At 57.3% G+C, this 17769-nt stretch carries 19 protein-coding genes; 11 read left to right on the forward strand and 8 right to left on the reverse strand.

Going from position 1 to position 17769, the window contains the following annotated elements; all coding sequences use genetic code 11:
* Window positions 1–53: 53 nt before the first annotated feature.
* Window positions 54–1745: an electron transfer flavoprotein-ubiquinone oxidoreductase gene (locus J8G15_RS00950; protein ID WP_210545344.1), complete on the reverse strand. Its 1692-nt coding sequence runs from the start codon at window positions 1743–1745 to the stop codon at window positions 54–56.
* 134 nt (window positions 1746–1879) lie between these two features.
* On the opposite strand from J8G15_RS00950, the gene J8G15_RS00955 reads away from it, so the two are divergent.
* Genes J8G15_RS00955 through J8G15_RS00970 form a run of 4 tightly spaced genes read left to right on the forward strand, consistent with a single transcriptional unit; the run spans window position 1880 to window position 4552 of the window.
* Window positions 1880–2662 (forward strand): SDR family oxidoreductase, encoded by a 783-nt coding sequence (locus J8G15_RS00955; RefSeq protein WP_210545345.1) that lies wholly within the window; start codon window positions 1880–1882, stop codon window positions 2660–2662.
* An 11-nt stretch (window positions 2663–2673) separates the two neighbouring features.
* Window positions 2674–3546 (forward strand): DMT family transporter, encoded by an 873-nt coding sequence (locus J8G15_RS00960; RefSeq protein ID WP_210545347.1) that lies wholly within the window; start codon window positions 2674–2676, stop codon window positions 3544–3546.
* Window positions 3543–4136, forward strand: a complete 594-nt coding sequence (locus J8G15_RS00965) for a chorismate lyase (protein ID WP_210545349.1) — start codon at window positions 3543–3545, stop codon at window positions 4134–4136. Before J8G15_RS00960 ends, J8G15_RS00965 begins: the two co-directional genes overlap by 4 nt.
* A complete protein-coding gene (locus tag J8G15_RS00970; protein ID WP_210545351.1) occupies window positions 4133–4552 on the forward strand; it encodes a thioesterase family protein in 420 nt (139 codons plus the stop codon). Before J8G15_RS00965 ends, J8G15_RS00970 begins: the two co-directional genes overlap by 4 nt.
* A gap of 65 nt (window positions 4553–4617) precedes the next feature.
* On the opposite strand, the gene J8G15_RS00975 is transcribed toward J8G15_RS00970, so the two are convergent.
* On the reverse strand, window positions 4618–5190 hold the full coding sequence (locus J8G15_RS00975) for a peroxidase-related enzyme (RefSeq protein WP_210545353.1): 573 nt from the start codon (window positions 5188–5190) through the stop codon (window positions 4618–4620).
* A gap of 81 nt (window positions 5191–5271) precedes the next feature.
* Between J8G15_RS00975 and J8G15_RS00980 the strand changes: the two genes are divergently transcribed.
* Window positions 5272–5649, forward strand: a complete 378-nt coding sequence (locus tag J8G15_RS00980) for a carboxymuconolactone decarboxylase family protein (RefSeq protein ID WP_210545355.1) — start codon at window positions 5272–5274, stop codon at window positions 5647–5649.
* Between the two features lie 8 nt (window positions 5650–5657).
* Here J8G15_RS00980 and J8G15_RS00985 read toward each other — a convergent pair whose 3' ends face one another.
* The gene (locus J8G15_RS00985) at window positions 5658–6536 is read right to left on the reverse strand and encodes a DUF3014 domain-containing protein (protein ID WP_210545356.1); all 879 of its coding nucleotides are present in this window, start codon (window positions 6534–6536) and stop codon (window positions 5658–5660) included.
* 301 nt (window positions 6537–6837) lie between these two features.
* Between J8G15_RS00985 and J8G15_RS00990 the strand changes: the two genes are divergently transcribed.
* On the forward strand, window positions 6838–7152 hold the full coding sequence (locus tag J8G15_RS00990; protein ID WP_210545358.1) for a BON domain-containing protein: 315 nt from the start codon (window positions 6838–6840) through the stop codon (window positions 7150–7152).
* 74 nt (window positions 7153–7226) lie between these two features.
* Here the strand turns inward: J8G15_RS00990 and J8G15_RS00995 are convergent, their stop codons facing one another.
* Window positions 7227–7769: a PAS and helix-turn-helix domain-containing protein gene (locus J8G15_RS00995; RefSeq protein ID WP_210545360.1), complete on the reverse strand. Its 543-nt coding sequence runs from the start codon at window positions 7767–7769 to the stop codon at window positions 7227–7229.
* 128 nt (window positions 7770–7897) lie between these two features.
* Here J8G15_RS00995 and J8G15_RS01000 point away from each other — a divergent pair, with 128 nt between their 5' ends.
* The 4 genes from J8G15_RS01000 to J8G15_RS21800 all read left to right on the forward strand — a co-directional run bounded on the left by J8G15_RS01000 (window position 7898) and on the right by J8G15_RS21800 (window position 11225).
* Window positions 7898–8605, forward strand: coding sequence for a CoA transferase subunit A (locus tag J8G15_RS01000; protein ID WP_210545361.1), 708 nt, complete (start codon window positions 7898–7900; stop codon window positions 8603–8605).
* Window positions 8606–8607: 2 nt separating this feature from the next.
* Window positions 8608–9246, forward strand: coding sequence for a 3-oxoacid CoA-transferase subunit B (locus tag J8G15_RS01005; RefSeq protein ID WP_210545363.1), 639 nt, complete (start codon window positions 8608–8610; stop codon window positions 9244–9246).
* A 339-nt stretch (window positions 9247–9585) separates the two neighbouring features.
* Window positions 9586–9936 carry an EAL domain-containing protein gene (locus J8G15_RS21795; protein WP_255555736.1) on the forward strand — a complete coding sequence of 117 codons (351 nt, stop codon included), beginning with the start codon at window positions 9586–9588 and terminating at the stop codon, window positions 9934–9936.
* Window positions 9933–11225: a phosphodiesterase gene (locus J8G15_RS21800; protein WP_255555737.1), complete on the forward strand. Its 1293-nt coding sequence runs from the start codon at window positions 9933–9935 to the stop codon at window positions 11223–11225. The genes J8G15_RS21795 and J8G15_RS21800 overlap by 4 nt, the downstream gene beginning before the upstream one ends.
* A gap of 138 nt (window positions 11226–11363) precedes the next feature.
* Here J8G15_RS21800 and ppx read toward each other — a convergent pair whose 3' ends face one another.
* The 4 genes from ppx to ppk2 all read right to left on the reverse strand — a co-directional run bounded on the left by ppx (window position 11364) and on the right by ppk2 (window position 16459).
* The gene (gene ppx, locus J8G15_RS01015) at window positions 11364–12872 is read right to left on the reverse strand and encodes an exopolyphosphatase (RefSeq protein WP_210545365.1); all 1509 of its coding nucleotides are present in this window, start codon (window positions 12870–12872) and stop codon (window positions 11364–11366) included.
* A gap of 73 nt (window positions 12873–12945) precedes the next feature.
* Entirely contained in the window at window positions 12946–14091 is a 1146-nt protein-coding gene (locus J8G15_RS01020; protein ID WP_210545367.1) for an ABC transporter substrate-binding protein, read from the reverse strand.
* A 276-nt stretch (window positions 14092–14367) separates the two neighbouring features.
* Window positions 14368–15597 carry an IS256 family transposase gene (locus J8G15_RS01025; protein WP_210544748.1) on the reverse strand — a complete coding sequence of 410 codons (1230 nt, stop codon included), beginning with the start codon at window positions 15595–15597 and terminating at the stop codon, window positions 14368–14370.
* Window positions 15557–16459, reverse strand: a complete 903-nt coding sequence (ppk2, locus tag J8G15_RS01030) for a polyphosphate kinase 2 (protein ID WP_240538524.1) — start codon at window positions 16457–16459, stop codon at window positions 15557–15559. Before ppk2 ends, J8G15_RS01025 begins: the two co-directional genes overlap by 41 nt.
* A 228-nt stretch (window positions 16460–16687) precedes the next feature.
* On the opposite strand from ppk2, the gene pstS reads away from it, so the two are divergent.
* Window positions 16688–17713 carry a phosphate ABC transporter substrate-binding protein PstS gene (gene pstS, locus J8G15_RS01035; RefSeq protein WP_370627532.1) on the forward strand — a complete coding sequence of 342 codons (1026 nt, stop codon included), beginning with the start codon at window positions 16688–16690 and terminating at the stop codon, window positions 17711–17713.
* Window positions 17714–17769: the final 56 nt, after the last annotated feature.

Here is a 17769-nt window from a genome sequence, read left to right on the forward strand (position 1 = left end):
ATGAAAAATGGGGCCACTTGGGCCCCATTGGGTGTTGGGCGCTTGGCCCGTGATTACATGCCCGCGTAATTCGGGCCGCCGCCGCCTTCGGGTGTGACCCAGACGATGTTTTGCGTGGGGTCTTTGATATCGCAGGTCTTGCAGTGCACGCAGTTTTGCGCGTTGATCTGCAGGCGGTCGGTGTTGTCTTCGTTCTTCACAAACTCATACACACCGGCTGGGCAGTAGCGTGCCTCGGGCCCGGCGAACTTGGCCAGGTTGATGCTGACGGGGACTGAGGCATCCTTCAGCGTCAAGTGCGCCGGTTGCTGCTCTTCATGGTTGGTGTTGCTGATGAACACGCTGGAAAGCCGGTCAAAGGTGAGCTTGCCGTCTGGCTTGGGGTAGATGATGGGCTTGCACTCGGCGGCCGGCTTCAGGTACAGGTGGTCTGGCTTGTCGCGGTGAATCGTCCAAGGAATGTTGCCCTTCAAGACAAACTGCTCCAGGCCGTTCATGAGCGTGCCCACGGTCAGACCTTTTTTGAACCAGGTTTTGAAGTTCCGTGACTTGTTCAACTCGGTGTACAGCCAACTCTTCTCAAAGGCCTCGGGGTAGGCGCTCAACTCGTCGTGCTGGCGACCTGCGATCACGGCGTCAAACGCAGCATCGGCGGCCAGCATGCCGGTTTTGATGGCGGCGTGGCTGCCCTTGATACGGCTCACATTCAGGTAACCGGCATCGCAACCCACCAGGGCGCCACCGGGGAACACGGTTTTGGGCAGTGACAGCAGGCCACCCGCCGTGATGGCTCGGGCGCCGTAGCCCACGCGCTTGGCGGTGACTTCGCCTTTGGCGTTTTCAAAGTAGTAGCGCACGTTGGGATGGGTTTTCCAGCGCTGGAATTCCTCAAACGGACTCAAATAGGGGTTGGCGTAGTCCAGCCCGGTGATGAAGCCCAAAGCAACTTTGTTGTCCTCCGCGTGGTACAGAAAGGCGCCGCCATAGGTGTCGCTGTCCATGGGCCAGCCGGCGGTGTGCATGACAAAGCCGGGCTTATGGCGGGCAGGGTCAATCTCCCACACTTCCTTGATGCCAAGGCCGTAGGTTTGTGGGTCACGTCCGTCGTCCAACTTGTACTTGGCAATCAGTTGCTTGCCCAGATGGCCGCGCGCGCCTTCCGCAAAGATGGTGTATTTGCCGTGCAGCTCCATGCCAATTTGGAAGCTCTCGCTAGGGTTGCCGTCTTTGCCGACACCCTGGTTGCCCGTGGCCACGCCTTTGACGGAGCCATCGTCGTTGTACAGCACCTCGGCGGCTGTGAAGCCGGGGAAGATTTCAACGCCCAGACCTTCGGCTTGTTCGGCCATCCAGCGGGTGACGGCACCCAGGCTGACAATGAAGTTGCCGTGGTTCTGAAAGCAACCAGGCAGTAAAAAGTTGGGGGTGCGAAAGCCGGACTTTTCACCCAGAAAGACCATGGCGTCATCGGTGACGGGCTGGTTCAAGGGGGCACCTAGGGCCTTCCAGTTGGGGAAGAGTTCAGTCAGGGCCTTGGGGTCCATGATGGCACCCGACAAAATGTGGGCGCCGGGCTCAGAGCCTTTTTCCAGCACCACCACGGAAATTTCCTTGCCCTGTGTGGCCGCCTGTTGCTTGAGACGAATGGCGGTGGCGAGGCCACCGGGGCCGCCACCCACGACGACAACGTCGTATTCCATTGCTTCACGGGGGCCGAACTGGGCCAGAATTTCCTGAGGGGTCATGGATTAACTCGCTTGATAATGAGGCATGGTCCTGGATCGGACGGCGACAGCGCACTGTCGGGCGTGGGGTCGATTTTAGGCGTTGAAATTTAAAAAAAGAACGATCGTTCTTTTTAATCGTAGGAGTTCTCTAAATGGCTTACAGCATTGATCTTTCCGGCCGCGTGGCACTCATCACTGGCGCGTCCGGCGGACTCGGCGCCCAGTTTGCCAGAACCCTGGCGGCCGCGGGGGCCGCCGTGGTGCTGGCGAGTCGCCGGGTGGATAAGTTGAAAGAGTTGCGCGCGCAGATTGACGGTGAGGGCGGTGACGCCCATGTGATTGAGTTGGACGTGACCGACATGGGGTCCATCAAATCTGCGGTGGCCCACGCGGAAACCGAGGTCGGCTCGATTGACATTCTGGTCAATAACTCCGGCGTCAGCACCACACAGCGTTTGCAGTACGTCTCGGAAGAAGACTTTGACTATGTGTTTGACACCAATGTGCGTGGCGCATTTTTTGTCGCGCAAGAGGTGGGCAAGCGCATGCTGGCCCGGGCCAAAGGGGCGGCGCCAGGGCATTTCACCGGCGGCCGTATTGTGAATATTGCCTCCATGGCGGGCTTGCGGGTACTGCCTCAAATTGGCGTTTATTGCATGAGCAAAGCGGCTGTGGTGCAGATGACCAAAGCCATGGCGCTCGAGTGGGGCCGCTTTGGCATCAACGTCAACGCCATTTGCCCGGGCTACATCGACACTGAAATCAACCACCACCATTGGCAAACCGAGCAGGGGCAGAAGTTGATTCAGATGCTGCCGCGCAAACGCGTCGGGCAGCCCAAAGATCTGGATGCGGTGCTGATGATGTTGTGCTCGGACGAGAGCCATTTCATTAACGGGGCGGTCATCGCTGCGGATGACGGTTTCGGAGCCTGATCGACAACACGATGCTGACAGGTATCTTGGCGGGCCTCGCCTCTGGGGCTCTGTGGGGACTCGTTTTCGTCGTTCCGCGCATGACGCCCGGGCGATTTCTCAGTTTCGGCGCCATGGCGGCTTTGGTCATGGCGATCACCTGGCGGTCACATACCTTGCCCACGTTGCGCCAGGCGATGACAGCTTTGGGCATGAGTGTGCTGGGCGCCACGGCTTACTACTTGCTGCTGTCGCTGGCCATTCACCGGGCGGGCACTGAGGTGCCCACGCTGATCATTGGCACCATTCCACTGTGGGTAATTTTTTTTGGCAAGCCGGCCGGCTTGAAGTGGTCCACCTTGCTGCCCGGTGTGGCCCTGACGGCGGCGGGACTCTTGCTCATGGTGATGGCCGCGCGTTCTGAGCTGGGCGCCGCGCAGGCCTCGGGGAACAGTTTTTGGTGGGGCGTCGCGTTGGCCAGCGCCGCCATCGTGAGCTGGACGGTGTTTGCCATTCTTAACGCGGCTTGGCTGAAACGCCACCCCGAAATTCGTGCCTCTGAGTGGGCCAACTGGGTCGGCATCGCCACGGGCGTGGGCGCTTTGCTGCTTTGGTTGGCCGCTGGATCTTCGCCGAATGAGCTGCTGGCACTTGATGATGGTGCGCTAGTTGCTATGGTTTGCATAGCAACGGGCGTTGGCTCTGGATGGGCGGCCAGTATTTTGTGGAATGTCGCCAGCCAGCGCCTGAGTGCCAGTTTGTGCGGTCAATTGATCGTGAGTGAGACCTTGTTTGCGCTGTTTTATTCCTTTGTGTGGGACGGCGCCTGGCCGGGCGGCTTGCAGCTGCTGGCAGCGGTGTTGTTCACTCTGGGAATTTTGGCCTCGATCAGGGCACACCGATGACGATTTGGTCGACTCACAACGGGTTCGAGCGGCGGGTTCGTCGGTGGTTGGGTGCATCAGGCTCGCTCAGCGCCCGCTTGGCGCAGCACGGCGCCTCGTTCACGGTGCGGGTGCTTGACCAGGGGATGCAGCACTTGCACCCTGATGAAGCACGCGCGCTGGGCTTGCCCGGACGGCGACCCGGCTATGTGCGGGAGGTGGTACTGAGTGTGGACGGCCTGCCGGTGGTGTTTGCCCGCAGCGTCACGGCTCATGCGCATTCGGTGGGCCCTTGGCGCTCGATTCGGGGCTTGGGCACACGACCCCTAGCCGACGTTTTGTTCAAGCGCAAGGGAATCGATCGTGCGCCGCTGGAGTTTGCCAACCTGCCCCCGGCGAGCCGGCTGGGGCAGGACGTTGAGAAGGCCTGGCGCCAGGCCACCGGGCAAACCGTGGCCGCAGGGGCACTGCCAGTTCGCCGCTCGGTGTTCACTCGTTGTGGTGCGCCGCTGCTGGTGATGGAGGTGTTTGCCAACCCTCAATATCCCTGGTGCTGGCCCAGCCCGCGCCGGGTCAGCCGCCAACCCGTGTTACCAAGGAAACGAGCATGAAAATCGCATTACCTGAGCAAAAGAAGTGGGTGCACGACGCCCGCATTGCCATTCGCTGGGGCGACATGGACGCCATGGGGCATGTTAATAACGCCGTCTACTTTCGCTACCTGGAGACCTGCCGTATTGAGTGGTTGCAAGCCATCGGCTGCACGCCCACCCCACAGGGCGAAGGGCCGGTGATAGTGAATGCGTTTTGCAACTTTTACAAGCAGCTGGAGTACCCAGGCGACTTGCTGCTAAAGATGTATGTGAGCGACCCGGGCCGCACCACTTTTGAGACTTGGACGACGATTGAGCGGCTGGACCAGCCCGGCGTCATTTCTGCTGCCGGCGGTGCAACCACCATCTGGGTGGATTTTCCCACTCAGAAGGCTGCCACCTTGCCGGACTGGGTGCGCACGCTGGTGAGTTGATTTTCGAGAGAAATTGGCCTCTACTCCCCGTCTACAGAGCGGGAGTTGCTATATTTTAAATAGCGTTATTTAACCTTGGGTGTTCTGCCCATCAGGTAGAACTCGGGGTTGGGCAGCATATTGCTGAAGGAGGCCATGCGGTTGCTGAGCCCAAAGAACGCCGTGATGGCGGCAATGTCCCACGCGTCTTCGTCGCTGAAGCCGTGGGCCTGCAGGGCGGTGAAGTCGGCGTCACCAATCTCGTTAGATTGCAGGCAGACCTTCATCGCAAAGTCCAGCATGGCTTTTTGACGGGGCGTGATGTCGGCATTGCGGTAATTGACGGCCACCTGGTCTGCGACCAGCGGCTTCTTTTCATAGATTCGCAAAATCGCGCCATGGGCGACCACACAGTAAAGGCATTTGTTGGCTGCGCTGGTAGTGGTGACGATCATTTCCCGGTCGCCCTTGCTTAGGCCAGAGTTCTCTTTGAGCATCAAGGCGTCGTGGTAAGCAAAGAAGGCACGCCACTCGGCGGGGCGGCGGGCCAGCGCCAGAAACACGGTGGGCACAAACCCTGCTTTGTCCTGCACTTCCAGCACTTTGGCGCGAATGTCGTCCGGCAGGTCTTTGAGTTCGGGGTTGGGGTAACGGCTCATGGTGTCTCCAGACAGTTAAGGGGAATGCTTGCCATTATCCTTGGGGTCTTTATCAACGCCAATTGGCAGAAAAACTCCACCATGGATTCCCAATTTGACAAAGGCTTGGCCACCCGAAAACAGGTCATGGGTGAAGATTTTGTGGCTGCGGCTTTTGGCCGAGCCACCGAGTTCACCGCACCGCTACAACAACACATCACCCGCAACGCCTGGGGCGACGTTTGGCAGCGCGACGGCTTGGACCTGAAAACCCGCAGCCTGATCACCGTCGCCATGCTGGTGGCGCTGGGCAAGCAACATGAACTCAAGGGCCATGTGCGAGGCGCCTTGAACAACGGAGTCACCCCAGCTGAGCTGCAGGAGCTACTGCTTCATGCTGCCGTTTACTGCGGAGTGCCGGCCGTGGCCGAAGCTTTTCGCACGGCCGCCGAAGTGGTGGATGCACCGCCCACGGCCTGACGATCGCGTTACGGGGCGGTCCGAGGTCCGATCAACTGGCGAAATTCTTTGAGTTTGGCCTTCAAAACACGTGAGTTTTCAGTGCCCATGCGCATCAACATTTTTTGCCCGGCGGGGCGGGCCTCCAACGCGGCATCGGCGTATTCATACCGTACCCACGGTCGTATGGTGGGCACCGAGCCTTTGACCTCGGTCAGTACCAGCTTCACTGGCCCGTTGAGCTCCGGCGTGGCCAGCATTTGGTCAATGACCTGAACCAACCGGTCATTGAAATATTTGCCGGGGTAGCCCAGCTCCTCGTAGGCAGATTGAAACAGCGGATACCACTTGGCATAAAACGTGGCTGCTTTGGCGGTGTTGAGGCCACTGGCAAACTGCACGAACGGGCGGTAACGCGCCGCGTTGCTCTCAGCCAGCACTGTCGTGTCACCTTGCTGGGTCACCTGAAAGCGATCCGCCGTAGGTACCACTGGCCACAAGCGGGCTGCGGCGTGGCCCCGTGACAGGTTGTCTACCGTCACAACGACGCGGCGCACAAACCCGTCCACCTGCAAAAAAGTGAGCACGGAAGGGCGACCCAGCCACTCTAGCAGCGCGTCTTTGATAGGCGCGTCGGCGTTCGCCAAGGGTGGCAAGGGCTCGGGTTGGGATGCAGCGATTTCCGTCTGAAGCGCTTCGATGGGGTACTGCGGGCCGACAGGAGTCGGCATTGGTGTGGGCTCGGGCGCGGCCGGCGTGGTTGTGGGCGCCACTGGGCTTGCAACCACGGCTTGGCCAGGTGGGATGGGGGTGAGCGGTGGCGTTTGGCTTTGCCACCAAAAGTAAGCCACCGCGGCGAGGCCGAGGAGAGCGAGAATTGGAATCAACCAGCGAGAGAGGGGCTTCATGGCGAGTGTCCTTTGCGGTAGTTGCAGGCTGCAAGGAATGCAGAGCGGGGCCGGTTTGGCCGGGTCGGGGTGGGGCCGTTGCACAGGGCTTGGCGGGATCGACCATACACAACCATCTTACCGGGGCCTGCGTTGGACGCGCAGTTTCTGGCGCGCTTGGCGTCGACACAGCATATGAATCTAAAGGGGTGTAATATAAAAAACTGGGTGGACAGGTTTCACACGGGATTGCCAGTTTGGTGATCGAGTGGTGATGATCATTGCTCGCCCACGCTGTCAATTTTTTAACAGGAGGATTCTTATGATGATTCGAAATACCCTTGCCGCTGCCATGACTGCTGTTGTTTTGTTGACTGCCACTGGTTGCGCGGTGACACGAGGCCAACAAACCGTGGGAGCCTATGTGGACGATGCCGCCATCACCGCTGCGGTGAAAGCCAAGTTTGTGGAAAGCAAAGTCGTTGCCGCCAGCGCCATCAGTGTGGAAACATTGAACGGAACAGTGTTGTTGTCTGGCTTTGCCAAGAGCAATGACGAGAAAAACACGGCGCACCAGATCGCCCACGATACCAAAGGCGTCAAGATGGTCCGTGACGAGGTTGTTGTTCGTCCCTGATATTTATGAATGAAATTGGCATCGAGCCCCTATAGGGTATGCGTAAGAAGCTATTTTTTTAGGAGCAATAGAGGTCAACCAGCCATCAGCTTGTGAACCAAGTCACCGGCGTTGGAGGCTTTGTACTTTCGCATCAGCCGGGCACGGTAGATTTCAACCGTGCGGTGGCTGATGCTTAAAGCCCGACCAATTTCCTTGGAGGTGAGTCCATCCATCAGATGGGCGGCAACCTCCCTTTCTCTCGCCGTCAGTTCCGCCTTGACCGGGCGACGCGAACTCAAATCCTCAAATGTCCAGATACCCGCCTCATGCGGCGCAATGGGGTTCAGGGCCCGGCCTGTCACATGGCACCAAAAGGTCTCCCCACTGGCGCGTTTCATAATTCGATCGTCCGCATAGGTCCCGTGTTGATTCAGAATCGGCGCAATGCGCGCTCCTGTTCGCTCAAACTCAACGGCGCTGGGGTAGAGCACTTGAAATGACTCACCCACCAGCAACTCCCGAGACACCCCAAACATCTCGCACAAGTGGCGGTTGCAGTCGACCATGGCCCGGTTCCGAGACAGCGCCATGCCAATGGGAGCGAATTCAAAGGCAAGTCGGTAGTCAATGTCCATAGGGCGATTGGGTTCTGAAAGGGTGTGGGGCGGGGTAAGGGTTTGTACTTTACGAGATACTACGTAAGTGGTTAGGTAGTATCGTAAGCGCATTGTTTCTTCGTTATCCAAAATTAGGAGATTGACCCGTGAACAAGATTTACCCAAGCGCCGCCGCTGCGCTGGACGGCATTGTCAAAGACGGCCAACTGATGGCCGTTGGCGGCTTTGGCCTGTGCGGCATTCCCGAAGCCCTGATTGACGCTTTGCGCGACACGGGTGTCAAAGACCTCACCGTTGTCTCCAACAATGCGGGCGTGGACGGTTTTGGTTTGGGCAAGTTGCTGGAAACGCGTCAAATCAAGAAGATGATCTCCAGCTACGTGGGCGAGAACAAAGAGTTCGAGCGTCAGTACCTGGCCGGCGAATTGCAGCTGGAATTCACCCCACAAGGCACGCTGGCTGAAAAGCTTCGGGCTGGCGGTGCTGGCATTCCCGCTTTTTACACCCGAACCGGGGTGGGCACGCTGGTGGCCGAGGGCAAGGAGGCGCGTGAGTTTGACGGTCACACCTACATCATGGAACATGCGCTGTTGCCTGCAGTTTCCCTGGTCAAGGCTTGGAAAGCGGACAAAAGTGGCAACTTGCTGTTCCGCCGCACGGCCCGCAACTTCAATCCCGCTGTGGCGATGGCAGGCAAGATCACCGTGGTAGAGGTCGAGGAGATTGTTGAAACCGGCACCTTTGACCCCGATTCCGTGCATTTACCCGGTATTTATGTGCACCGCATTGTGCTGAATGCGACCCCGGAAAAACGCATCGAAAAACGCACCCTCACCGAGAAAGCAGGAGTTTGATCATGGCTTGGACACACGACCAAATGGCCACCATTGCGGCCAAAGAATTGCAAGACGGTTTTTACGTCAACCTCGGCATTGGCTTGCCCACGCTGGTAGCCAATTTTGTGAATCCTGACATTGAAGTCTGGCTGCAAAGCGAGAACGGCATGCTTGGCATTGGCCCTTTTCCCACCGAAGACGAGGTGGACGCCGATTTGATCAATGCGGGTAAACAAACCGTAACCACATTACCGGGGTCCAGCATTTTCGGCAGCCACGACAGCTTTGCCATGATTCGCGGCGGCAAGATCAATTTGAGCATTCTGGGCGCCATGCAGGTGAGCGAGAAGGGGGATCTGGCCAACTGGATGATCCCGGGCAAGATGGTAAAGGGAATGGGCGGCGCAATGGATCTGGTTGCCGGCGTCAAAAGCGTCGTTGTACTGATGGAGCATGTGGCCAAGAAAAAGGACGGCACCATTGACCTGAAAATTCTGCCCAGTTGCACTCTGCCATTGACGGGCGTGGGCGTGGTGGACCGCATCATCACTGACTTGGCGGTGCTGGATGTGACCCCCCACGGCTTGAAAGTGGTGGAAATCGCGCCGGATGTGACGCGTGAAGAGTTGCAAGCAAAAACAGGTGTGCCGTTGCATTAAACAACAGACGCCACTGAACGGCCAAAGGCCCGCCTCGGCGGGCTTTTTTGCGTTTGTAGCGGTACAAAGCCTGCTTGTGCCGCTTCTGAACGTGCCTGCAGGTTTACTTTTGCCACCTTTGGGTTGGTGGTTTTTCAGTTGCAGCCTGACTCAGGTGGCTACGGGTTTACCCCTGTTTGTCACAAGCTTGTCACTGCCAATTCATAAAATAATTGCTATTTGAATTAGAAAAATATGAATCAACTTTCGTTGGAAAACCCGGTCGAATCGCGGCATTTGATACCCTCATCGCGGTTTCTAACTCAGCTGGGCTCGGAATGTGCGCCGTCTGTTTTGACCATGATGCGTTCTGGTGTCTTGCAACGAGGGTTGGGCACATTGGGGCGCCTTATGCATGGCCACGGGCTCTACCCTGTTTTTCAGCCCATTGTGGCGCTGTCGGATGGTGCTGTTTATGCCCATGAGTCACTGATCCGTGGACCTCAGGGAACGACACTTCATTCTCCCGATGCGCTTTTGGCGGCGGCGGCCAGAGAAAAACTTAACTTTGAGTTTGAAAGCCAGTGCGTGTCGGTAGCGTTGGCGCGCTGGGGTGCTTTGCAGGAGCCCGGGCGGCTGTTTGTGAATATTAGTGCAGAAGTGCTGGTGCAGGTCATGACGCAATGGGGGTGGAGTGTCTGCTGCACATGATTCAGCGCTTTGGTGTGTTGCCTAGGTTGCTGGTGCTTGAAATTACCGAGCACGAACGGGTGAGTGACATGGATTGCCTGGCTGACGTCGTCAGCCAAATTCGGACTACTGGCGTTTCTTTGGCGCTGGATGATTTTGGTGACGGGCGTTCCAGCCTTCGCCTTTGGTCACAACTCAAACCTGAGTTTGTGAAAATCGACAAGTACTTCACCAAAGACATCAGCCGCCACGCCGATAAATTGAAAACCATTCAAGCGCTGCAGCAGATTGCGGCAATTTTTGACACGGCCCTGGTGGCCGAGGGCATCGAAACAGAGGATGACCTGCGCGTGCTGAGGGACCTAGGAATTGCCTACGGGCAGTGCTACTTTCTGGGTCGCCCCGCGATCGCTCCGGTGGCTGAAATAGCCACCGCCGCTCAGACCACAATCAGCGACCGCCGCGTTTCCATTTACCCGGAGCTGCGGCGCAGCGCAACGTCGGGCCAACTCAAACAAATCTCTGCGGTAGCCGCCCCGGCCGTGGAGTCGAACACCACCAACGATGCATTGGCAGCGATATTTTTGGGCCAGCCCGACCTTCACGCAGTGGCCGTGGTGGATCAAAGTCGCCCGGTTGGCATCATCAACAGAGCGCGTTTTTTGAACGAGTACACCAAGCTCTATTACCGCGAGGTGTGTGGCGCAAAGTCCTGTGCGGTGCATATCAATGCCGCCCCTCGACTGATTGAGAGAAACCACAATGTCGATGAATTAATTGGCATTTTGACCTCCACCGACCAGCGTTATTTGGCCGACGGGTTTATCGTCACAGAAAATGGCCGTTACGCGGGACTGGGCACGGGAGATCAATTGGTTCGCTCTGTCATGGAGACGCGGATTGAGGCTGCACGCCATGCCAACCCCTTGACGTTTTTGCCCGGCAACATTCCAATTAGTCAGCACATTGATCGGCTGTTGACCGCGAATACATCGTTTGTGGCGTGCTATGCCGACTTGAACAATTTCAAGCCCTTTAACGATCAGTATGGTTATTGGCGAGGCGACGAAATGATCCGCCTCGTGGCCCGCCTGACGCAGGCGCACTGTGACCCTTTGAGGGACTTTGTCGGCCATGTGGGTGGAGATGATTTCATCATCCTCTACCAAAGCGCCGATTGGGAGTTACAGTGCCAGCGCATCGTCGATGAGTTTGCCTTGGCGGCGGTGGATCTGTTTATTTTTCGGCCCGCGAGGTGGGTGGCATTGCCGGCGAGGACCGCCACGGTGTGCAGCGGTTTTTCCCGTTGACGACGATTTCCATTGGAGCGGTGAAAGTGACTCCTAGCTTGTTTGGCAACGCAGAGCAAGTTGCCTCCGAGGCCGCCCGCGCGAAACACGACGCAAAAACGCGGGGGCAGGGTCTGCTGGTACGCGACCCTTCAGCGGTTAGCGTTGCGTAACTGTCAATGCCCAGGGCGTACGTTGCCACGCCACTGCTTCTTCTCTCAGCAGATAAGCCGACTGAGGAAATGATTCGGCCCATGAGGCTGGGTAAGTGAGGTTGAAGCGCCTCGGGGCAGTTCGGTCGATGGATAGGCTCAAACCGGTGATGTCCGGGTCACGTCGGGCGTGGCAGACGGCGACGCCCAGACGTAAGGCCAGCAACTGGTGCATCAGGCCTTCATCCTCGAAGTCAAGCGCGAGCTTTTTCAGTTTGCCTTTTTGCCCCAAGACCAACATGCTGAGCCCCTGAAGTTCAGAAATTGAAAACCCCATTGCATCGGCGTGGCTCAAGATGTAGGCGCCGTGCTTCTGGTGATCGCTGTGAGAGACATGGCTGCCGATTTCATGGAGCAGGGCGGCCCAGCCCAGTGTTTGCCTTGGGATTTCGGCAAATACGGAGCCTGGAGAAGGGGCTTCTTCCAACAAAAACCCCAGGAAATGGTCCGCGGCCTTGGCAACTCGCTCTCCATGGGCGCGGTCGGTGCCAAATTTGGATGCCAGACGCTGAATGGATTGGGCTCTGACATCGGTCTGGCCCTTTTCACCGCCGTTCAAGTCATACAAAAGGCCATGGCGCAAGCCTCCCGTGGCATGTTCCAACTGGTCGATCTGCAACAAGTCGAAGAGCGCCCGAACAATGCTCAGGCCGCCACCGATGATCGGGCGCCGGTCGTCTTTCATGCCGGGAAGTCGCAGCCGGTCAGCGCTTTGGGCGGTAAGCAGTTTGCCAAGCAGCCAATCCAGGCCGTCCCGGGAGATGGAGCCAGCAGGCCAACCCGATGCCACCAGCACGTCGCCCACGGCATTCACCGTGCCCGCAGACCCGTAGGCCACGTCCCAGGTGTCGCGTCGGTAGACGTTTAGCGCCTCGTCCAGCACCGCCTTGGCCGCGATCTCAGCCATTTGAAAGGAGTGCGGCGTGAATTGCTGATCCGGGAAATAACGTGTCGACCATGCAATGCTGCCTACGCGATAGGATTCCATGACCTTGGGTGAGTGACCTTGTCCCAGAATCAGTTCCGTGGAACGTCCTCCAATGTCGATTACCAAGCGTCGCTCGTCACTTTGAGGCAGGGCTTCGGCGACACCCAGGTAAATCAGGCGGGCCTCTTCACGGCCCGAAATAATGTTGATGGGAAAACCAAGCGCTTCGTTGGCACGTCCCAGGAATTCGTCCCGATTTCGGGCTTCGCGCAGAGTCTGAGTGGCAACTGCACGCACCTGGCCTACGCCAAATCCCGACAGGCGCTCGCCAAATCGAGCCAGACAATCCCAACCGCGCCGCATGGCCTCCGGCGTGAGGTTGCGGTCCTCATCTAGGCCACCGCCTTGGCGAACGGTTTCCTTCAAATACTCGGTACGGTAAAACTGCCCGTGGTCAACGCGGCCGATTTCAAGCCGGAAGCTGTTTGATCCCAAGTCAACTGCCGCCAGGCGGGTTCCATTCGTCATATTTTTGTATGTACCTGTATTGCAACGCTCAGCATAGCATTGGTCGCGCGGGGTAACCGAGGGCTTGCGGCCATCATCCAATCAGCCGACCATCCGGCGTGATCATGCTTTGCGTGACGTAGTTGCTGGTGCGTCGCTTGTCCTGAAAACTCACATGAAAGCCCCCTAGGTCAATGCTGGCGCGCTTGCGAAAGGCGGCGAGGGCGGTTTGGCGTGTAGGCAAGCCCTCAGTGCGGTTGAGTATCTGAGCGGTGTATTGCGCTGAAATATAGCCAGCCAAACTTTGAGGGGTGGGCGGTTCGTCAAAAAGCCGAATGAGTGCTTCCCGATAGGACTTGACGATGGCCATCGGTGAATTGACCATGGGGACAACCTGGGTGGCCATGACGGGCGTGCGCCTAGTGGCGCCCATTTGCATCATGGTCTGGAGATTCACATTGGCAAGGGCCACCACATAGTGGCGCCGCGCTTGCTGGTCAGCACCTCCCAGAAACTGAACCAGCTCAGGGGTTCCCCCTACAAATAGCAAGATCCGCGGCGTGCTTGCGGGCAGCCCTTGTCCCATGGAGGCCAGATCGCGGGTTAGTTTGACGGGTTTGATGGTGATGTTCAACGCGGTAGCTGCTTGCTCAACGTCGCGCTGGTTTTGTTCATGCTCGTGTTTGGTCGCATAGACGACCCCGATTTCAGGGACGCCCATCACGGCCAATGACTTCATCGCTTGTGAAATTTGGTCCTGACGAAACGCAAAAATCGGAAAAGTGATGTCGTCCAAGACGATATCTGAACTTTGCAGCCAAGGTGCCACGTGGGCTATTTCCAGCTTTTCTTTTTGCATCAAAGCGACCAACCGGACGGCCGCTCGGTCACTCGCGGTGCCGCAAAGCGCAACGCACTGGGGGGTGTTTTGGATGGACTCAACGGCCGATTGCATGCTGGCAGCGGTGCTGTCGACATCCAGCGTCAAGTGCTGCACCGGGCGGCCCTTGATTCCACCCTTGATGTTGACTTCCCGCCAGGCGGTACGAGAGCCAATCAAAAAGTCGCGGGAAACGTCGAGTTGATCGGCGCTGTTGTCCACAATTTGGGCCACGATCAATGGGTCTGACGGATTGCCTCCCTTTTTAGTTTGTGCCCAAAGGGGGGCGACGGCGCCAGCGGCCAGGCCAATGGCACTGCGCAGAACGGTGCGGCGGCTTTCGTTGTCTGAAAAGATCATAGGTGTCGTAATTTGTTGTTTTTAGTTGGTGCAGGCAAGGATTCGACCTGTATGACGGCAAAGGGTAGTGCCGTTTTCGGCAGGGTCGTCCAACTCCTCGCCTGCGAAAGAGACGGTCAATAGACAGTGGGCACCAAAAGTTCCTCAGCAACGGCCTGACGCACATAGTTGTCATGGCGTTCGCGTGTGGGGAGGACTATGGTCGGGTGCTCGGTTTCGCCGTAGGGTATCTGGCCAAGCGAGGGTGTCCCGAATTTTGTGTAAACGGCGGTTAAGTTAGACGCGCGGCATGCGCTCGTCAAACTGAATGGTAAAGCGGTTCAGAGCAGCCTTCCAATCCCGAATCGGCATCGTCCATTTCTGGCTGATGTTGTTCAGTGCCAGATAGAACAGCTTGAACACTGCGTCCTCAGTTGGGAACGAGCCGCGGGTCTTGGTTATTTTGCGCAGGCTCATGTTCACGGACTCAATGGCGTTGGTCGTGTAAATCACTTTTCGGATGTCTGGCGGGTATTCAAAGAACGGTATCAAGCGTGTCCAGTTGCGCCGCCAGGAGCGCCCAATCGGAGCGAAGGAATCGTCCCATTTGACCTCGAATGCCGTGAGTTGTCGCTCAGCTTCGGATTCAGTGGGCGCAGCGTAAATCAGCCGCAAATCCGCGGCGACTTCCTTGCGCTGTTTCCACCCCACGAAGTTCAGGCTGTGACGCACCATGTGAACAATGCAAAGCTGCACCGTCGCCTTGGGGAAGACTGCCTCAATGGCGTCAGGGAAACCTTTGAGCCCATCTACGCAGGCGATAAAGATGTCAGCCACGCCCCGGTTCTTCAGTTCAGTCACCACCTGCAGCCAGAACTTGGCCCCTTCGGTTTGGGCCATCCACAGGCCCAGTACCTCTTTGAGGCCGTCCAGGTTGACGCCAATGGCCAAGTACAGGGCCTTGACCCGCACAGTACCGTTGTCGCGCACCTTGACGTGAATGCAGTCCATGTAGACGATGGGGTACAGCGCCTCCAAGGGGCGCGACTGCCAGGCTTTGACCTCGTCCATGACGGCGTCGGTCACGGATGAAATCAGGGTAGGAGACACTTCGGCGCCGTACATCTCCTGCAGATGGCCTTGAATCTCGCGTACCGTCATGCCTCGGGCATACAGCGACAGTATCTTGTCGTCAAAGCCGCTCCAGCGGGTCTGGTGTTTGCCAATCAGTTGGGGCTCGAAGGTGCCGGCGCGGTCACGGGGGATTTCTATGGGTAGCTGGCCAAAATCGCCTTTGAGCGTTTTCTTGCTGCACCCGTTGCGGGTGTTGCCCGCTTCATTGGCAACCAACTGGTTCTTGCCGTGACCCAGGTGGCCGGTCAATTCGGCTTGCAAAGCTCGCTCGACCAAGGCTTTGGTGAGCTGCGTCAAGAGGCCATTCTGGCCAATCAGGTCTTCGGGCTTTTTGTAGTCGGCCAACAGGGCGTCAATCAGCTCGGCGGGTAAGGGTTTCATCTCTACGGTCATCTCGGCTCCATGCAAGACAGCAGTTTCCTGCCAAATAACCGTTTACACAAAACTTCTTACACCCTCGGCCAAGCAGATGATGAATGCAGTTCAGGCGGGCCTTTTTCTTGTCCACGGCCTGGACCACCCACCAAGGTGCTTCCGGAATGTGGGTGCGTTCCAGCATCACTTCCTTGGCTTTGGTGTAGTCCTCCCAGCGGCGCCCGGACTCCAGGTTCATTGGGCTGAGTTTCCATTGCTTCAGTGGGTCGTGAATGCGGCCCATAAATCGCAGGTGCTGCTCCTCGTCCGAGATGGAAAACCAGTACTTGATCAACTGGATGTCTGAGCGAACCAGCATTTTTTCAAATTCAGGGACCGATCTGAAAAACTCGTCGTACTGATCGTCAGTGCAAAAGCCCATGACCCGCTCTACGCCAGCGCGCTTGTACCAACTGCGGTCAAACAACACAATTTCGCCCGCGCCAGGCAAGTGCGCCACGTAGCGCTGGAAATACCATTGACTTTGCTCCCGGGTGTTGGGTGCGGGAAGGGCGGCCACGCGGCAAACTCGGGGGTTGAGCCGCTGGTTAATGCGCTTGATCACGCCACCTTTGCCCGCCGCGTCCCGGCCCTCAAAGAGAACGACTACCTTGTGGCCTGTTTTGACCACCCAGTCTTGCAGCTTGACCAATTCAGCTTGCATGCGAAACAGTTCCCGAAAGTACTGCTGACGAATGACCCGGTACTCACTGGAGTGCAGTTCTACTGGACTGAGCGTTATCTCGTCCATGTTTCGATCCTCAAACTCCAGTTCAAGCTCTTCCTCGTAGGCGTCGGACAGGTCCTGCGCCAACCTCTCGCCATATGCTTCATCATGAATTGAGCTCAATTTGGACTCCCTTAAGTTGGGCTCAGGAAAAGGCTCAGAGTAGACCGTGCTCATGTCAATTTCATGACGGTTCGACCAAAGGCTCGTGCAGGCGAAGGCAATGTGTCAACGGCGGCTTTGTGTCACAGTAGTGTCATATCAGCGTCTTATAGTGAATACCGCTACCGAAATTACCTTCTCCTCAACTTAAAAGGTCTCTCGATGAAAATCAATTCCAAAATGTCTTTGATCAGCTTGGCTGGTGTCGCCCTCATTGCAGCTTCGAGCGTGGCTCATGCCCAGCAGATCACCGGTGCGGGTGCCAGCTTCCCGGCCCCTGTCTATTCCAAGTGGGCCGCTGACTACAACAAAGCGACCGGCGTTCGAGTGAACTACCAATCCGTAGGATCTGGTGCCGGCATCAAGCAAATTGACTCGGGCACGGTGGATTTCGGTGCTTCGGACATGCCTCAGACTGACGAGGTGTTGGCCAAGAAGGGCCAGATGCAGTTCCCCACCTTGATCGGTGGCACCGTGCCCGTGATCAACGTCAAAGGTATTGCTCCCGGTCAAATGAAGCTTGACGGTCAAGTGCTGGGTGACATTTACCTGGGCAAGATTACCAAGTGGAATGATGCTGCCATCGTGGCATTGAATCCTGGTTTGGCTCTGCCAGACGCGGCGATCGCCCCAGTTCGCCGTGCCGATGGATCGGGAACAACGTTTAACTTTACCAATTACCTGAGCCGCGTCCATACTGAGTGGAAGTCGAAAGTGGGTGAGGGCACAGCCGTGAATTGGCCAGTGGGTGCAGGTGGCAAGGGCAATGAAGGTGTCGCCGCTTTTGTCAGTCGCCTGCCCAACTCGATTGGTTATGTCGAGTACTCGTACGTCAAGCAAAACAAAATGACTTACACGTTACTGAAAAATCGGGACGGTCTGTTTGTGTCGCCTGACGACGAGTCGTTCAAGGCCGCTGCAGCGGGCGCTGATTGGTCAAAATCGTTTTATCAGCTGATCACTGACCAGCCTGGCAAGAATGCATGGCCCATCACAACGGCGACTTTTATCTTGATGAACCTCAAGCAAACCAAGCCAGAAGCCGCGACGGAAACTTTCAAGTTCTTCACGTGGGCGTTCAAAAGCGGCGACAAAATTGCAGCCGATCTGGACTACGTGCCTATGCCTGACAGCGTGGTTAGCGTGATTGAGAAAGCCTGGGGTCAAGTAAAAGACGAATCCGGCAAGCCGGTGGCATTGAAGTAAGTCTTCGGTTTGTTCGTTCATAGGAGTCAAAGGTGTCAACTACACTTCCGGCCAGT

It is taken from the genome of Rhodoferax sp. PAMC 29310 (genome assembly GCF_017948265.1).
Classification (GTDB): Bacteria; Pseudomonadota; Gammaproteobacteria; order Burkholderiales; family Burkholderiaceae_C; genus Rhodoferax.

Coding starts and splice junctions, on each gene's coding strand:
- J8G15_RS00950 (WP_210545344.1), bottom strand. CDS start 1,745: ATGACCCCTCAGGAAATTCTGGCCCAGTTCGGCCCCCGTGAAGCAATG.
- J8G15_RS00955 (WP_210545345.1), top strand. CDS start 1,880: ATGGCTTACAGCATTGATCTTTCCGGCCGCGTGGCACTCATCACTGGC.
- J8G15_RS00960 (WP_210545347.1), top strand. CDS start 2,674: ATGCTGACAGGTATCTTGGCGGGCCTCGCCTCTGGGGCTCTGTGGGGA.
- J8G15_RS00965 (WP_210545349.1), top strand. CDS start 3,543: ATGACGATTTGGTCGACTCACAACGGGTTCGAGCGGCGGGTTCGTCGG.
- J8G15_RS00970 (WP_210545351.1), top strand. CDS start 4,133: ATGAAAATCGCATTACCTGAGCAAAAGAAGTGGGTGCACGACGCCCGC.
- J8G15_RS00975 (WP_210545353.1), bottom strand. CDS start 5,190: ATGAGCCGTTACCCCAACCCCGAACTCAAAGACCTGCCGGACGACATT.
- J8G15_RS00980 (WP_210545355.1), top strand. CDS start 5,272: ATGGATTCCCAATTTGACAAAGGCTTGGCCACCCGAAAACAGGTCATG.
- J8G15_RS00985 (WP_210545356.1), bottom strand. CDS start 6,536: ATGAAGCCCCTCTCTCGCTGGTTGATTCCAATTCTCGCTCTCCTCGGC.
- J8G15_RS00990 (WP_210545358.1), top strand. CDS start 6,838: ATGATGATTCGAAATACCCTTGCCGCTGCCATGACTGCTGTTGTTTTG.
- J8G15_RS00995 (WP_210545360.1), bottom strand. CDS start 7,769: ATGGACATTGACTACCGACTTGCCTTTGAATTCGCTCCCATTGGCATG.
- J8G15_RS01005 (WP_210545363.1), top strand. CDS start 8,608: ATGGCTTGGACACACGACCAAATGGCCACCATTGCGGCCAAAGAATTG.
- J8G15_RS21795 (WP_255555736.1), top strand. CDS start 9,586: ATGATGCGTTCTGGTGTCTTGCAACGAGGGTTGGGCACATTGGGGCGC.
- J8G15_RS21800 (WP_255555737.1), top strand. CDS start 9,933: ATGATTCAGCGCTTTGGTGTGTTGCCTAGGTTGCTGGTGCTTGAAATT.
- ppx (WP_210545365.1), bottom strand. CDS start 12,872: ATGACGAATGGAACCCGCCTGGCGGCAGTTGACTTGGGATCAAACAGC.
- J8G15_RS01020 (WP_210545367.1), bottom strand. CDS start 14,091: ATGATCTTTTCAGACAACGAAAGCCGCCGCACCGTTCTGCGCAGTGCC.
- J8G15_RS01025 (WP_210544748.1), bottom strand. CDS start 15,597: ATGACCGTAGAGATGAAACCCTTACCCGCCGAGCTGATTGACGCCCTG.
- pstS (WP_370627532.1), top strand. CDS start 16,688: ATGTCTTTGATCAGCTTGGCTGGTGTCGCCCTCATTGCAGCTTCGAGC.